Source organism: Psychrobacter sp., assembly GCF_030457785.1.
Taxonomy (GTDB): Bacteria; Pseudomonadota; Gammaproteobacteria; order Pseudomonadales; family Moraxellaceae; genus Psychrobacter.
Map to the genome: position 1 here is coordinate 23,256 of NZ_JAKDUI010000003.1, position 16,258 is coordinate 39,513.

Below are 16,258 nucleotides of genomic sequence, written 5' to 3' on the forward strand. Positions count from 1 at the left end.
TACAGGTCACCTTATGAGTCAACTCAACCCCAAACAATCAGAGGCCATGCTTTATGCCTCCGGTCCATTGCTTGTGCTAGCTGGTGCTGGCTCTGGTAAGACTTCTGTGATTACGCGTAAGATCGCTTATCTTATTGAAGAGTGTAACCTGCCAGCCGAACGCATCACCGCGGTGACTTTTACCAACAAAGCCGCGCGTGAGATGAAAGCCCGTGTGAGTAAATTACTACCGAGTGAAAAAATGCGCGGGCTGACGGTCTCAACCTTTCACCAATTTGGGTTGCAGTTCTTGCGTTATGAGCTTATTCATACCCCACTCAAGGGCAACTTCTCCATCATGGATAGCGACGACAGTAAGCGCTTGCTGATGGAGCTGATGATGCGTGACAACTTAAGTGGCGCAGAAAGTCGTGAGTTGGTCGGCAAAGCAATCAAGATGATCTCTGACTGGAAGAATGACTTGATCGAACCTGACAAGGCGATGGAGACACTAGACGATCCAGAAGAAATGATATTTGCCACCTTATACGCCTTGTATGAGCGTAATCTTCGAGCTTATAACGCGGTGGACTTTGACGATTTGATCGTATTGCCCACCAAAATACTGCGTGAAAATAGAGAGCTACGTGATAAGTGGCAAAACCGTATTCGTTACCTGCTCGTCGATGAGTATCAAGATACCAATACCGCTCAGTATGAAATGATTAAGTACTTGGTTGGACCTCAAGGACGCTTCACTGTGGTTGGAGATGATGATCAGTCTATCTACGCGTGGCGTGGCGCCAAACCCGAAAATATGGCGCTACTCAAAGAAGACTTTCCAAAACTAAAGATCGTCATGCTAGAGCAAAACTATCGATCGACCACACGTATTTTGAGTTCCGCCAATGCCGTTATCCTCAATAATGAGCATTTATTTGAAAAGAAACTATGGTCTGATAAAGGACAAGGCGAAAAAATCCGCGTCATCAACTGCCGTAATGATGATGACGAGTCCGAGCGAGTGGCAAAAGAAATCGTTACTCACAAACTGCGTTTCGGCAACGAATGGGAACAATACGCGGTGCTTTATCGCAGTAACTTTCAAGCACGCATGTTAGAAGCCCAGCTGCGTCAGCTGCAAGTACCTTACAAGCTATCTGGTGGGCAGTCGTTCTTTGCTCGTAGTGAAATTAAAGACATCATGGGCTACTTACGCCTGATTTTAAACCCTGAGGATGACAGTGCGTTTTTGCGCATTATTAACACGCCAAAACGAGGTATGGGACCTGCGACACTCGAAAAACTTGGCTTGTTTGCGCAAGAGCATAGCATTTCACTACTGGCTTCCTGTACCCATGCAGGGCTGACGCATGTGTTGCCATCGAAAGCATACGGCACGCTAAAAGAATTTGGTGAGTTTGTCGAACATTTCACGCGTGAGCTCGACCAACATCCTGATCCTGTGCCGATCGTACGTCAAATGATTGATGAAACTGGTTATATCGATTTCGTTCGCAGTGACTCGAAAACACCGCAACAAGAGAAAAACCGTATCGATAATATCGACATGCTGTATACCAGTATTCAGTCACTGATCAACCGGGCAGAAGAAGACGAAGATCGAACCATTGATACTGTCATTCGCAAGTTGGTGTTACTTGATATGCTTGAGCAGCAACAAGAAGAAGAAAATACCAATAAAGTGAATCTCATGACCTTGCATGCAGCAAAAGGTCTCGAGTTTGACTATGTTTATATCATGGGGCTTGAGGAAGAAATGCTCCCCCATCGAAACTCTATCATGAGTGAAACCATCGAAGAAGAACGACGCTTGATGTACGTCGGTATCACCCGTGCTCGTCGTGAGTTGACATTGACACTAGCGACCCAGCGCCGTGCAGGTGGTCAGATGCGAGTCACCTCAGAATCTCGTTTTTTAGAGGAGCTACCAGAAGATCATATCGACTGGCCAGCCAAAGCGAAGAAGAAAAAGGCGACGAAAAACCCTGAAGCGGTCGCCAACGAATACTTGGCGAATATTCGTGCACTATTGGGTGATCGTTAGCGCTAAGTTTGTCGATTGACCATGGTCATCAGATGGTGCGTTAATACTCGGATATTCGCTAATCAGGTTAACTTAGACAAGCTGAGTTAGTGCTTTCAATTGAATTGAATAATTTAACTCAATTGCTTTAAATTAGGCATTCTTACTGAGCCGACTGGACCTTCTTAATTGTTGATATTTTCTAATCATTGGACATCTTATGCCTAGCCCTAAGCCAGATCATGAACGCCCATCTACGCTAACAGGAGATTATAGCCCGGCAGAATACAGTGCCGAGTATAAACTGATCTACTTGCAAGGGTTGGTGGCTGACAAAGCCTACGAATCCATCACTGATTTTTTAGAAAAACAGTCCGAATATGAAATTGCCAACCTGTTAGAATCTTTCCCAAGCCAGAACCGACTACTCATCTGGGATCAAGTTCCGGATGAGATCAAAGGTGAAGTGCTGGCTGAGCTAGAGGTCGATACCCGCCAGCCACTAATGGAAAACATCTCTTCAGAAGAGGTTTCTTTATTCACCCAAGATCTCGATGCACAAGACATCTCTGAGATTTTGGACGCTGTCACCGACAGTGTGCGCACCTCAGTGATGGCCAACTTAGATGAAGATATCCGTATTCAGGTCAATAAGCTTGATACCTATGTCGACTGGGAAGTCGGTAGCTACATGGATCCTGATATCATCCAAATACAAGACGACATCACACTCTCTGAAGTGCAAACATGGCTACGAGAAAACAACCATATCCTTGATGATGAAAGCCAAGAACTCTTGGTCGTCGATCAAAGTCAGCAGCTACTCGGACTATTGAGTTTGGTTGATCTCATCAAACATGACCAAAATACCTTGGTTTCGGAACTAATCGATGCAGCCGTCACGATCAATGACCGTTTAGACATACAGGATGCTGCTGCGATTTTCCGCTCAGAGGACTTACGCTTTGCTCCAGTGATCAATAGCTTCGGTGAGCTGGTGGGTCAACTAAACGGCGAAGACATCATGGAAATTATTCAAGATGATGTCGATAGCACCATGAAAAACCTCGCCAATGTAAGCCAAGATGAAGAGCTTTTTGCGCCTATTTTGACCAGTGCCAAGAGTCGTAGCGTATGGTTAGGTATTAACCTAGGTACCGCACTGTTGGCTGCTGCAGTGATTGGGCAATTTGAAGAGGTATTAGCACAAGTCGTGGCACTAGCGATACTCATGCCTGTGGTCGCGAGTATGGGCGGCATCGCTGGCTCGCAGACACTTACCGTGGTTATCCGCGGTATGGCGATGGGTCAAATCGGTGGTTCTAACCGTGTCTGGCTACTTAACAAAGAGCTGTGGGTCGGCGCGATAAACGGCATCATATGGGCGATAATCATGGCCTGTATTGCCCAGATATGGTTCCATGATATTAAGATCAGTACCGTGATTGGCTTGGCCATTGCGATTAATATGACCGCTGCCAATGTTTCAGGAATTAGTATTCCCTTGATGCTAAAACGTATGAATATTGATCCCGCTTTATCCGCTTCAGTTATTCTAACGACTGTGACTGATATTGTCGGCTTTATGTCATTTTTAGGTTTAGCCAGTTTGTTGATACTATAATCAGCCATTTACGTCAGAAAATCACTATCTATCAACTATACCTATAAACCATTTAGACGTTGTTAATTAAAAAATCACCAACCCCTTAAGTGAGTGTGTTATGCAAGCTGTACAAGTTAAAGTAGTAAACCCCAAAATCACTGAAGATGAAGCCTTTTCACTGCCGACTCGTGCGACTGATGGCAGTGCAGGTATCGACTTGCGAGCTTGCATTGACGCTCCATTGACCATCAAAGCAGGTGAAACGCAACTGATAGGTACTGGGCTTGCCGTTTATATCCAAGACCCCAATTATGCAGGCATGATTTTACCGCGCTCAGGTCTTGGTCATAAACACGGCATCGTCTTGGGCAACTTGGTCGGACTGATCGACGCGGATTATCAAGGTGAACTGATGGTAAGCATCTGGAATCGTAGCAACGATGACTTTGTCCTCAATCCAGCCGAGCGTATGGCACAATATATCGTTGTCCCTGTTGCTCGTCCCGAATTTTCACTGGTGACAGAATTTAGTGATGAGAGTGCACGCGGCACAGGTGGCTTTGGACACTCAGGTCGTCAATAATGCTAAGCCAGTAGCGATCACTGACCGCCCAATTTTATCTTTCAACATTCACAGCAATAATCGCCACGATAATAAGGAGAGTAAGCGATGCCATCTTTTGCTGCGCAGCAATGCTTATTTCGTGCTTATGATATTCGTGGATCACGCCAGCATTTTACGACCGCTTTTGTACAAGCACTCGGCAATGCCTTTGCACATTTGTACCTTAAATCACCGAGTACTTTAGATCAAGCTGACTCGAATAATAGCTTGCCCGGACAAAAACACAGTACTCCAGACATTACTGTTGTGATTGGTTATGATGTGCGTGATGGTAGCAACACCATCGCCCAGACACTTTCTAGCATCTTGGCTCAGTACGGAATACACGTTGTTCAGCTCGGTCTGGTGACGACGCCGATGATGGTATTTTGGGCAGAGCAATACCAAGGACATGGAATTATCGCGACTGCCAGTCACTCGGCTAAAGATATACTGGGCATCAAGTGGATGATGAATCACCTGTCCCCTAGCAGTACAGAGATTCAGACACTTTATGAAAAACTCAGCAGCAATGACGGACAAACGAGTAATACTAGACCATCCAATGACTTAGCGCCCCCATTATCTACTGAGCAAGTCATCACAGGCTACACTGACGCCATCAAACACGTATTGACTCAGCTTTATCCACATGACATCGGCAATGATCAAAGAAGAACGAAAGGTAACCACTTATCATCGCCAAAACTTGATTTAGTCATCGTGATTGACTGCATGCATGGTGCAACCAGTACCACCGCTAAGCAGTTATTCAAGTATTTCTGTCAGTCTGTCATGGTGCTCAATGATACGCCAAATGGTAGTTTCCCTGATGGTAACCCTGACCCGACTGAACCCAATCGACTACAAGAACTGCAACAAAAGGTCTTGGTTAATCAAGCCGACTTGGGACTGGCATTTGATGGCGATGGCGACAGACTGATAGTTGTCAATGAGATGGGAAGCACTGTCAGACCTGATCATTTGCTATATCTATTGGCACAAACTGCGCTAAACGGTGTCACCAACGAGTCAGATCAACCAGCTTCATCTCAAGTACTCTTTGATATTAAATGCTCGCACCATTTACCAAAGCTGCTCACGAAGTTGGGTGCTGTACCTGTCATGAGCAAGACTGGTAGTAGTCTTATGCGTCGACAGATACACAACTCTGAACAGCAAATCATCTTTGCCGGCGAGCTATCTGGACATTTCATTTTTAATGACGGCCGTTTTATTGCCTATGATGATGCCATGTATGCCGCATTGAGATTGCTCCATTGGCTGGCAGACTCTGACTTTCATCAAGGTAAAACAGCGCTGACGGATATCACCCACAGACTACCGACATTGATCAGTACCGCTGACCACTATTTGCCAATGCCGCAAGCATCTCTTTCGGGCTACTCACTCGTCACGCAATTGACTCAGCTTTGTCAGGATTTGCAGCAGTTGGTTGATAAATCAAACGACACCTCGTCGATTAACGCTTCCGACGCCCTGTACTCTTTGCACAGCTGTCAGAATAACGATGAGTCATCGCCTTTTTGTACTTGCGACTGCCCTGAGAGTGATCGATTGCTCACCATAGAGCATGCCCGCTACTTACTGCCTCTGGGCGCAACCTTGAGCACTATTGATGGTTTGCGCATAGATTTCGACCATGGCTTTGGTGTACTACGTCAATCCAACACCAGTAATAATCTGACGGCAAGGTTTGCAGGCGATAGCATCGAGGCGCTACGAGATATTCAAGATAGATTTGCCGCTTTATGTCGCCCATTCGACAAAAGACTGGCAGAACAAATCACAGCTATTCCGGCTGAATAACTGTCCTCAAACATAGTTGTCGTAAAACACAGTTGCCGTAAAATAAAATCAGATTTTTCAACATTATTTTTTACCACCACATTTTAGGAGTTTATCATGACGCTTCACTTAGACGATGCCAAAATAACCGCTGAAGTATTAACGACAGCGCTGCCTTATATTCAACGATTTGTTGACAAACTAATCGTGGTCAAATACGGCGGAAATGCCATGACTGACCCTGCGCTTGAAAGCTCTTTTGCCCGTGATATCGTCTTGTTGAAAACCGTCGGTCTGCATCCTGTGGTCGTTCATGGCGGTGGCCCGCAAGTCGACAATCTATTAAAAGATCTAGGCCGACAGTCAGATCGCATCGATGGCATGCGTGTCACGGACAAAAGCACCATGGATGTCGTAGAGATGGTGTTGGGCGGTAGTGTTAATAAGTCGATTGTTAGCCTCATCAATAAACATGGCGGCCGTGCAATCGGATTGACAGGGAAAGATGCCAACTTAATCCGAGCAAAAAAGCTTAATATAGAAAAAAAGGGCGAAGATGGTATTGCGGTACCCGTAGATTTAGGGTTCGTCGGTGATGTGGTCAGCGTTAATAAAGACGTTATCAACATGCTCATCTCATCTAATTTCATCCCAGTCATCGCACCGCTGGGTGTCGATGGTGAAGGAAATACTTATAATATCAATGCCGACTTGGTCGCTGGTAAAGTGGCTGAGTTTTTGCAGGCAGAAAAACTCATGCTACTGACCAACATTAAAGGCGTGCTAGGTCGTGATGGTAAAGTCATGACAGGATTGACACCCAAGAAAGTCGACAGCTTGATTGAAGACGGTACTATCTCAGGCGGCATGATTCCTAAAATTCAATGTGCGCTCGATGCGGTACGTAGCGGAGTAAAAAGCGCAGTTATCGTCGATGGTCGCGTCCCACATGCCACGCTTTTAGAGATCTTCACCAACGAAGGTGTCGGCACATTGATTAGTCGTAATGTCGACTCATCAATGACTTAATGGCCTGCAGCTACCTTCAGATAACCGTATTTAGTAGATAGCCATATTTAGTAAATAACGGTACTCAAGATGATCAAGTCACTGTAGACAGCATAACAAGCCCCGAATTTAGTAGCTAATAGTTAGTAGACAAGTTCGGGGCTTTTCTCATTGGCTGAGACAGTCATTTATGAAAAAACTTTATCAAACGCTTCTTCATTGAAACCACAAAGCAAAATTGGCTGAGCGGTACTTTTGTTATCTGGCTGCCCCTCTACGATCGGGCGTTTAATCATGCTGGTATTTTCTATCAGCAACTCAATGGCATTGTCTACATTATCCTCAGCGGCTTGTTTCTGCTCGTCTGTCAGTTTCCGCCATGTCGTACCGCGCTTATTTAATACTTTATCGATACCCAACACCTCCACCCAACGCTGCACCGTTTCTTTATCGATGCCTTGCTTTTTATAATCATGAAAATCATAGCTGACACCCAACTCGTCTAGCTTAGTAAACGCTTTTTTCATCGTGCTGCATGATTTGATACCGTAAATCGTGATGGTCATATAACCCTCCAAGTCAATTATTGTTATACACTTCATTATACCGAAGCCGAAGAACATTTGGTCTATGATGACAAAACAATCAGCTCTGAATGATTTTTCAAATTTGTCGCCTTTATAGTGGGCGAACACACCATCATCCCATCGCAATTTTCACCAAATTACGCTATGCTATGGCATTATTAAATTTCACTCAATTTATCAGTAACAACCAATTTCGAGCCGACTATGAGCAACGCCTTGACAGCAGAAAATGCCAATAATGACAACAGCCATTCTAAAAACAACGCCCCATACCAACCGCAGCTTATCGAAGCGGCACAACAAGCCAAATGGGAAAGTGACAAGCGCTTTGAAGTAAGCAATGAGCCGAGTGACAAGCCAAGCCGTTATATGCTGTCTATGTTTCCGTATCCAAGTGGCAAGCTGCACATGGGACACGTGCGTAACTACACCATCTCCGATGTGCTGAGCCGTTATTATCGTCTAAAAGGTTATGAAGTCATGCAGCCCATGGGTTGGGATGGTTTTGGCTTGCCAGCAGAGAACGCAGCGATTGCTCATCAAACGCCACCTGCCGAATGGACGTTTTCTAATATCGACAACATGCGCGCCCAACTAAAACTGCTAGGGCTATCTATCGACTGGTCACGTGAGTTCGCCACCTGCAGTCCTGAGTATTATCAATGGGAACAGTGGTTGTTTTTGCAGCTATACAAAAAAGGCTTGGTCTACAAAAAACTCTCGACTGTCAACTGGGATCCAATCGACAATACCGTTTTAGCAAACGAGCAAGTCATCGATGGCAAAGGTTGGCGTAGTGGTGCTCCTGTCGAGAAGCGTGATATTCCTATGTATTACTTTAATATCACTGATTATGCTGACGAGCTGTTGGACGATTTGGATCAATTAGAAGGTCACTGGCCTTCTGAAGTATTGACCATGCAGCGTAATTGGATCGGTCGTAGTGCAGGTATGGAAGTGCATTTCCCATACGAGCTTGCTGGTGAAAACAATACCTTGGACGTGTTCACGACTCGCCCTGACACCCTCATGGGCGTCACCTATGTCGCAGTCGCGGCAGAGCACCCGTTGGCGCAATATGCTGCTGATCAAGACGAAGTGATTGCTGACTTTTGCGCCCTTTGCAAAAAAGGCTCAGTTGCAGAAGCAGATCTGGCCAAAGCTGAAAAAATCGGTATGGACACCGGTCTGACCGTTACGCATCCACTGACTGGCGAACAAGTACCAGTTTGGGTCGCCAACTATGTGCTAATGAGTTATGGTTCAGGTGCAGTGATGGCAGTCCCTGCTCACGATGAACGTGACTACGAGTTCGCCACCAAATACAGTCTGCCAATTAAACAAGTCATCGACATCCCTGCCGGCTATTTTGATGAAGCAAAAGCTGATGCCAGCGCCAACAACACCGAATGCAATCTTGCTTATACTGAACGCAATACCTTAATCAATTCAGGCGAATTTGACGGTCTAGACTTTGAGCAAGCGTTTGAAGCAATGCTAGCCAAACTTGAACCCAAAAAGTTGGCTAAGAAAAAAATTCAGTACCGTCTACGTGACTGGGGTGTTTCGCGGCAACGCTACTGGGGTTGCCCAATCCCAATGATCAACTGTGAACATTGCGGCACTGTGCCCGTTGAAGAGAAAGACTTGCCCGTTGTGTTACCAACCGACGTCGTTCCTGATGGCCGCGGCAATCCGCTGAAAAACATGCCTGAATTTATCAACACCACTTGTCCTAAATGTGGCAACGCTGCTGAGCGTGAGACTGATACCTTTGATACCTTCGTCGAGTCTAGCTGGTATTATGCACGCTTTGCGAGCCCAAATGACGCAAAAGATATGGTCAACAAATCTGCCGCCAATAAATGGCTGCCTGTCGACCAATACATCGGTGGCGTTGAACACGCCGTTATGCACCTGCTTTATGCCCGTTTTTTCCATAAGCTGATGCGCGATGAAAACTTAGTTTCAGGAAATGAACCATTTGCCAATCTAATGACGCAAGGTATGGTGTTGGCTGGTACTTTTTACCGTGTCAATTCGGATGGCAGTACAACTTACTATTTCACCGAAGACGTCGATATCGAGTTTAACGACCGTGGCCAACCGCTTAAAGCGACCTTAAAATCCGATGGGCAGCCAGTAACGATTGGTAAAATCGAGAAAATGTCTAAGTCGAAGAACAATGGTGTCGATCCACAAATCACCATTGATAAATATGGCGCAGATACGGTCCGTCTATACACGCTTTTCACTGCGCCTGCCGATCAGACCCTCGAATGGTCAGACGATGCGCTAAAAGGTCCTTACAACTTCGTTAAGAAAGTATGGCGTATCGCAACTGACCACATGCAAGCCCTCAACGCCGCAAATATCAGCGCCGATACGCTCAATACTGAAGCATTAAATACCGATGACTTAAGTAAACCTGCGAAAAACTTACGCCGTAAAACCCATGAAACCATTGCCAAAATCGACAGCGATTTGGGTGACCGTTTAGCGCTCAATACACCTGTATCAAGCCTAATGGAGCTAGCAAACGAGCTTGGCAGCTTCAAAGTGACTAATGAAAAAGAACTACAGGTACAACATGAAGCCTTGACTGACTTGCTTACCATGCTGTCCGTCTATGCACCACACGTCGGTGAGCACTTGCTTGAACAGTTGGGACTGGATACCACTACCCTGAACTATCCAGACGTCGACGAAAGCGCGCTCGTACAAGACACCATCACTATGGTAGTGCAAGTCAATGGTAAAATGCGTGGTAAAATGGATGTCGCCCCAGATAGCGATCCTGAGCAACTAAAAGCCCAAGCACGAACGCTCGAAGGTGTGGCAAAATTCTTGACTGGCGATATCAAAAAAGAAATTGTCGTGCCCAATAAGCTGGTCAACATTGTTGTGGTAGGCTAAATTTTTAGGCTTGGATGTCTGAGCCTTTTTATAACCTAAGGATAGCGATTATGTTCTATGAGCATCGAGCTGAGCAGACGTGTCAAGCTTCATCAAGCCAATCAAAACAGGTTGGTAAAAAATCGCTGGGGCACAAACTAGCGACAGCACTACTCGCAGCATTGCCTTTGATGACAATAGCTGGCACGACCATGGCGTTAAGTGGCTGCGGATTTCAGTTACGTGGTTATGGCGCGCCAATGCTCGATGATGCTGCCAGCACAGCGGTAATCATCGAAGACAATCGCACATCCTTTCCGCTAAAGCTGCCATTAACCGAACAGCTTGAATCCCTAGGTGTCGACGTCATTAGTGACATGACGCCAGAAGAGGTCGCTAGCAACAACCAACAACAAAACGCTGACCCGATTGCGGCTATCGACATCAGCAATGTCAGCTTTAAGCAGTATGAACTGGTCGGTGTACTAACAGAAATCCGACTGGTACTGTCTGCAGATGTCAGCTACCAAACCATGGAAGATGATGAACCAGTCACATTAAGCAATACCATCAGAGTCGAACGCAGCTATCAATATAACGAAGCCTCGGTGAGTACCGATGATCAGCAAGGCGATCAAACTCGTGACTGGCTATACAATAGTTTGGCACGACGAATCACTGATCAATATGTTGCGTTGTCTTTACCTAAGGTCGCGCCCTCTGGTGCTAATACAGCGACCCAGATTATTGATAATACTGCATCGACAGCAGTGGTCTCGCCAAGCCCTTAATTTACAATGCTGTTTCGCCAGTATCCACTATCCTCTACCTGCGTACCGTCACTCCATGCAAGATACCTTTATACAGGCTTATCCAAAAATTCTACAACCCTCGGTGGTAGTCGCTGGTCTGTGGTTGGCGCATGGTGATGAACCCTTATTGAGTCAATGGCTCGTCGATGCGATGCGACCACACTGGCACAGACAAAACTATGCCATTAAGCGTATCGAGCTGATATCCACTAAAAGCTGGCAAGATGTATTATCTGAGCTCGGCAGCCAGTCTTTGTTTGATGATGCAAGTGGCGTCATCGTCACTGGCAATCATAAACCTGACAAAGCCGTTATCGCTGAACTAGAACGCTTCGCTCAAGAGGCACAGTCAGGGGCACATAGTCATAGTCTGCTGTGGTTAACACCCAAACAAGACAAACGTGCCAAGAGCAGCAAGTGGTTTGCGCCATTTGCGCAATACGGTCATGTCATTGACTGTAATTTATATAATGAGCAACAACGTCAGCAGCTATTGCAAATACAAGCTCAAAATTTTGGCTTAAAGCTTTCGCAGGACGCGTGGCAAATGCTCATGTCACATACCGAGCACCATCTACTGAGTGCCTATCAGACCTTATGGCGACTGTCCTATCTGTTTGCGCCACAGCTAATGACTAATGAAGACTTATCAAACCAAGCAAACGGCCAGCCAACTCAGCCTACTAGCAACATCGCCTTGGATATCCAAGATTTGCAAGAAGCCTTGGTCAGTGATGCACAGTTTAGCGTGTTTGATTTATCCGATGCCATGTTGACAGGTAATAGCTCACAAGTCGCAAAAATATTGTTTCAGCTAAAAGCGACCGACGAACCGACGACGTTGGTGCTTTGGGCCATTAGCAAAGACATGCGTCAAATCATGCAATTGATGGATGGGCAAGACCCTCAATCGTTAGGCATATGGCGTAGTAAGCAGGGTTTGTACCAACAAGCCTGCCGGCGCCAGACAAAGGCTCAAACTAATGAATGGCCTGCTCTACTTTACCGCTGTGACCAAGCCATCAAAGGTCTTATTCGCCAACCTGCATGGGAGTTGTTGCTACAAGCAGCGCTTGAGCTGTCCGGCAAACGTCTTTTTACAGATCGGTAAGGCTTACACCCCTTAAGTTCTCCATTCAGATCAAAGTCAGTACTTTTTTATCGATGATTCTTATTACTCTTCATGACTCTCATATCTCATATAAGATAATCTTGTCTAATCTAGTTTGATCTGCCCACCTATTTGCTACAAAAAACTCTGCCACCAACCGTCAACACCAAGCGTCGTTAATATTCAGTTTTCTTGCTACTTTCTTGCTTTTTATCAAGTCACCTTAACCTTTCGTAAACTATTTGAGATTCCTTTTTTACCGTGGACGCTATACTATAGTTAGACTTGAGTTTACCTTGATTGGACTGTTGTTATGCGCAAAATAAATAAAAAGTCTGCTATAAAATGGGGCTTGATTGCCCTTGTTATCGTAGCATTGGCAGCGTTGGCTTACGCTATTTTCAAACCAGAAGAAGAAAAGCCCAGCTACCTGACCGCAACTGCTGAAATTGGTGATATCGAAAACAATGTGATGGCGTCAGGCAAGGTCAAAGCATTGAATACCGTCGATGTCGGTGCACAGGTTTCTGGTGAAGTGACCCGTCTCTATGTGGACGTGGGTGACGAGGTGCAACAAGGTGACCTAATTGCTCAAATCGATCAAGTGACTCAAAAAAACAACTTAAGTAATCAACAAGCAACCCTTGAGCAAAGCGAGGCCTCACTGCAAAGTGCCCGCGCAGAAGCACTAAGCCGCCAAGCCGACTTGAAAAGCGCCTACGCCGATCTTGCTAGCCGTCAGTCTGAACTGAAACAGGCACAATCTGATTTTGGCCGCTTGCAAGGCTTAGTCGATATCGATGCGATATCTCAACAGGAATATGACACACAAGCAACTGCCGTTGAAACAGCAGAAGCGGCTGTGGCTAATGCACGCGCCGCTATTGACACTGCTAATGCTGCCATCGCTACTACGGACGCGAACATTAGCAGTCAACAAGCCGCCATACGCATCGCAGAGACCAATGTCAGTACCGCTGAAGAGGACGTTAGCTATACCACTATTCGCGCACCGATGTCTGGGACGGTGGTCTCTATTACTACTGAACAAGGCACGACCGTCAACGCCAATCAAACCGCGCCGACACTAGTCACCCTAGCCGATTTATCAACGGTTCGTATCAACGCACAAATCTCAGAAGCCGATGTCATCAATGTCAGCGCTGGTATGCCTGCTTATTTCAACATCATCGGTAATCCTGACCAAAAATATGATGCGACTCTGACTGCGATTGAGCCTGCTCCAGAAGTAATTAGCGAAACCAGTTCAACAGACTCTGCTATCTACTATGTTGGTTATGTCGAAGTTCCTAACCCAGATCGCTTATTTCGCATTGATATGACCGCTCAGATTTATATTGTCATTGATCAGGCTGAAGATGCCGTGCTTGTCCCATCTGCTGCCGTCAAAGAAAGGCCGGCCAGACAACGAGCTAATGGTGAGACCACAACAAACACATTCGTACGAGTCTTAAAAGATGACGAGACCGTCGAAGATCGCACCGTCGAAGTCGGTATTGACAATCGAGTGAATGCGCAGATCTTGAGTGGCTTGCAAGAAGGTGAACAAGTGATTATCAGTGAAGGCAATGCTGGTACATCAAGCGGTGGTGGAGCTCGTATGCCTGGTAGCGGTCCTCCAAGGTAGAGCATGCTTGATATGTATTGATAAAAAAAGGTCTGATACACAACCGCCCTACCTCGTCGCCACTCACCACCTTAGACTAAAGACATTGCTATGACTATATCTTCACCGTCTTCACAGACGCCTAACGTAGCTGATAAGCCTATTATGCAACTCTCGGGCATTATTCGAGAGTTTCCTGCAGGTGAGCAGACCGTTCGAGTGTTGCATGGTATCGACTTGACCATCAATCAAGGTGAGATGGTCGCTATCATCGGACAATCTGGCTCTGGTAAGTCGACACTGATGAACATCTTAGGCTGCTTAGATCAAGCAACGGCTGGCGACTATAAAATTTATGGGCAATCAGCAAACAAACTAGAAGCAGACGAGCTAGCAGAGTTACGACGTGAGCACTTCGGCTTTATCTTTCAGCGCTATCATCTACTTGGTGATATCAATGCCAAAGACAACGTCGCCGTCCCTGCTGTATATGCAGGCATGGATACCAGTGCTCGGATTAGTCGTGCCGAAAACCTGCTAACCAATCTGGGGCTCGGCGACAAAGTAAATAATAGACCCAGTCAGCTATCAGGCGGACAGCAGCAACGAGTTTCTGTTGCCAGAGCCTTGATGAATGGTGGCGATGTTATCTTAGCCGATGAGCCCACAGGCGCACTAGATAGCAAGTCTGGCGAAGATGTGATGGAGATATTGCATGACCTAAACGCTCAAGGTCATACCATCATTATGGTTACTCACGATCCAAAGCTCGCCGCCCAAGCTGAACGGGTCATTGAGCTCAAAGATGGTCATGTCATTGCTGATTACCATACAGAGCACTATCAGCAGACAAACCAACTACCTGAGCCTATACTCAGCGGTCATCGTAAAGGTGTATTTAGCAGCTTTGTTGACCGCCTACTTGAAGCGTTTAAGATGTCCTTGCTAGCTATGCGTGCACACAAAATGCGTACGCTACTTACTATGCTGGGCATTATCATCGGAATTGCATCAGTGGTTTCAGTAGTCGGACTGGGAAAAGGCTCTCAAGAAAAAATACTAGCCGATATCAGCTCTTTAGGGACCAATACGATTACTGTTAGTGATGGCTACCCGTTTGGTGATCCAAGGCGTAGCTATGGAGATGACAATTTAACACCCGAGGACGCGCAAGCGGTTGCAGATCAACCTTATGTCCTCAGTGTCAGTCCACAGCTTGATAGTAACTTAAATGTCCGATACCGCAATATAGAAGAAGCTGCAAGTATTAGCGGTGTTGGTAAAGACTACCTCGATGTTAGTGGTGAGTCTTTAGCACTTGGTCAAGGTTTTGATGAGCAAAGTATCACCCTACTTAGCCAAGATATCATTATTGATGATACCGCCCTACAGACTTTTTTCCCTGATGATGCTAACCCTATTGGAGAAGTCATTCTCGTTGGCAGTGTACCTGGTCGTATTATTGGCGTCCTTGAGGAAAACAATAGTGGATTTAACAGAAACGCGGACACACCAACATTTTATATGCCCTACACTACGATGATGTCACGTCTGCTTGGAACCACTTACATCGAAAGCTTTGTGGCACTTATTGACAGTAACATCTCATCCTCAGCTGCTGAAACTGCTATCTCAACACTTATAGAATCCAGACATGGCACTGATGATTTTAGACTACTCAACTCAGACTCTATTCGAGAAACCATAGAGTCAACGACCACTGCAATGACCTTGCTGATATCCTCAATTGCTATTATTTCTTTAATAGTAGGTGGTATCGGCGTCATGAATATCATGTTGGTTTCTGTCACTGAACGTACTAATGAAATTGGAGTAAGAATGGCCGTCGGAGCTCGACAAAGCGATATCATGCAACAGTTTTTGATAGAAGCCGTACTAGTTTGTGTTTTGGGTGGTCTCCTTGGTATTGGATTAGCGTTCACCATCGGTGAGATAATCAACCGTGTCGGTGGTAGTAGCTTCCAAGTCATCTACTCATCAACATCTATTATTGCTGCGTTTATCTGCTCAACACTTATCGGGGTAGCTTTTGGGTTTTTACCGGCTCGCAACGCGGCTAAACTTGATCCAGTTGAAGCACTTTCTAGAGACTAACCGTCACAATGATAGGAATACCATCCGTCGAACGTATTTTCATATATAAATATATAGA

The 16,258-nt window shown here is 45.8% G+C and carries 11 protein-coding genes; 10 read left to right on the forward strand and 1 reads right to left on the reverse strand.

From position 1 onward, the window contains the following. Positions 1–13 precede the first annotated feature (13 nt). From L0J61_RS00435 to argB, 5 genes are all read left to right on the forward strand, one after another. On the forward strand, positions 14–2,047 hold the full coding sequence (locus tag L0J61_RS00435; RefSeq protein ID WP_301464337.1) for a UvrD-helicase domain-containing protein: 2,034 nt from the start codon (positions 14–16) through the stop codon (positions 2,045–2,047). A gap of 199 nt (positions 2,048–2,246) precedes the next feature. Beyond that, positions 2,247–3,650 carry a magnesium transporter gene (gene mgtE, locus L0J61_RS00440; RefSeq protein WP_301464338.1) on the forward strand — a complete coding sequence of 468 codons (1,404 nt, stop codon included), beginning with the start codon at positions 2,247–2,249 and terminating at the stop codon, positions 3,648–3,650. A gap of 100 nt (positions 3,651–3,750) precedes the next feature. Next, positions 3,751–4,215 (forward strand): dUTP diphosphatase, encoded by a 465-nt coding sequence (gene dut / locus L0J61_RS00445; RefSeq protein WP_301464339.1) that lies wholly within the window; start codon positions 3,751–3,753, stop codon positions 4,213–4,215. Between the two features lie 87 nt (positions 4,216–4,302). Next, positions 4,303–6,066, forward strand: coding sequence for a phosphomannomutase (locus tag L0J61_RS00450; RefSeq protein ID WP_301464340.1), 1,764 nt, complete (start codon positions 4,303–4,305; stop codon positions 6,064–6,066). 96 nt (positions 6,067–6,162) lie between these two features. Next, positions 6,163–7,074 carry an acetylglutamate kinase gene (gene argB, locus L0J61_RS00455; RefSeq protein WP_301464341.1) on the forward strand — a complete coding sequence of 304 codons (912 nt, stop codon included), beginning with the start codon at positions 6,163–6,165 and terminating at the stop codon, positions 7,072–7,074. A gap of 167 nt (positions 7,075–7,241) precedes the next feature. On the opposite strand, the gene L0J61_RS00460 is transcribed toward argB, so the two are convergent. Beyond that, the gene (locus L0J61_RS00460) at positions 7,242–7,619 is read right to left on the reverse strand and encodes an arsenate reductase (RefSeq protein ID WP_301464342.1); all 378 of its coding nucleotides are present in this window, start codon (positions 7,617–7,619) and stop codon (positions 7,242–7,244) included. A gap of 225 nt (positions 7,620–7,844) precedes the next feature. Here L0J61_RS00460 and leuS point away from each other — a divergent pair, with 225 nt between their 5' ends. The 5 genes from leuS (at position 7,845) to L0J61_RS00485 (ending at position 16,200) form a co-directional block, all read left to right on the forward strand. Continuing rightward, complete coding sequence (gene leuS, locus L0J61_RS00465; protein WP_301464343.1) at positions 7,845–10,556, forward strand: leucine--tRNA ligase; 2,712 nt, start codon at positions 7,845–7,847, stop codon at positions 10,554–10,556. Positions 10,557–10,606: 50 nt separating this feature from the next. Then, positions 10,607–11,326 carry a hypothetical protein gene (locus L0J61_RS00470; protein WP_301464344.1) on the forward strand — a complete coding sequence of 240 codons (720 nt, stop codon included), beginning with the start codon at positions 10,607–10,609 and terminating at the stop codon, positions 11,324–11,326. Positions 11,327–11,381: 55 nt separating this feature from the next. Further along, positions 11,382–12,458, forward strand: coding sequence for a DNA polymerase III subunit delta (locus L0J61_RS00475; protein ID WP_301464345.1), 1,077 nt, complete (start codon positions 11,382–11,384; stop codon positions 12,456–12,458). Positions 12,459–12,771: 313 nt separating this feature from the next. Next, positions 12,772–14,106, forward strand: coding sequence for an efflux RND transporter periplasmic adaptor subunit (locus L0J61_RS00480; protein ID WP_301464346.1), 1,335 nt, complete (start codon positions 12,772–12,774; stop codon positions 14,104–14,106). Positions 14,107–14,196: 90 nt separating this feature from the next. Continuing rightward, the gene (locus L0J61_RS00485; protein WP_301464347.1) at positions 14,197–16,200 is read left to right on the forward strand and encodes a MacB family efflux pump subunit; all 2,004 of its coding nucleotides are present in this window, start codon (positions 14,197–14,199) and stop codon (positions 16,198–16,200) included. The last annotated feature ends 58 nt before the right edge of the window (positions 16,201–16,258 follow it).

Coding starts and splice junctions, on each gene's coding strand:
- L0J61_RS00485 (WP_301464347.1), top strand. CDS start 14,197: ATGACTATATCTTCACCGTCTTCACAGACGCCTAACGTAGCTGATAAG.
- argB (WP_301464341.1), top strand. CDS start 6,163: ATGACGCTTCACTTAGACGATGCCAAAATAACCGCTGAAGTATTAACG.
- L0J61_RS00475 (WP_301464345.1), top strand. CDS start 11,382: ATGCAAGATACCTTTATACAGGCTTATCCAAAAATTCTACAACCCTCG.
- L0J61_RS00435 (WP_301464337.1), top strand. CDS start 14: ATGAGTCAACTCAACCCCAAACAATCAGAGGCCATGCTTTATGCCTCC.
- L0J61_RS00450 (WP_301464340.1), top strand. CDS start 4,303: ATGCCATCTTTTGCTGCGCAGCAATGCTTATTTCGTGCTTATGATATT.
- dut (WP_301464339.1), top strand. CDS start 3,751: ATGCAAGCTGTACAAGTTAAAGTAGTAAACCCCAAAATCACTGAAGAT.
- mgtE (WP_301464338.1), top strand. CDS start 2,247: ATGCCTAGCCCTAAGCCAGATCATGAACGCCCATCTACGCTAACAGGA.
- L0J61_RS00460 (WP_301464342.1), bottom strand. CDS start 7,619: ATGACCATCACGATTTACGGTATCAAATCATGCAGCACGATGAAAAAA.
- L0J61_RS00480 (WP_301464346.1), top strand. CDS start 12,772: ATGCGCAAAATAAATAAAAAGTCTGCTATAAAATGGGGCTTGATTGCC.
- leuS (WP_301464343.1), top strand. CDS start 7,845: ATGAGCAACGCCTTGACAGCAGAAAATGCCAATAATGACAACAGCCAT.
- L0J61_RS00470 (WP_301464344.1), top strand. CDS start 10,607: ATGTTCTATGAGCATCGAGCTGAGCAGACGTGTCAAGCTTCATCAAGC.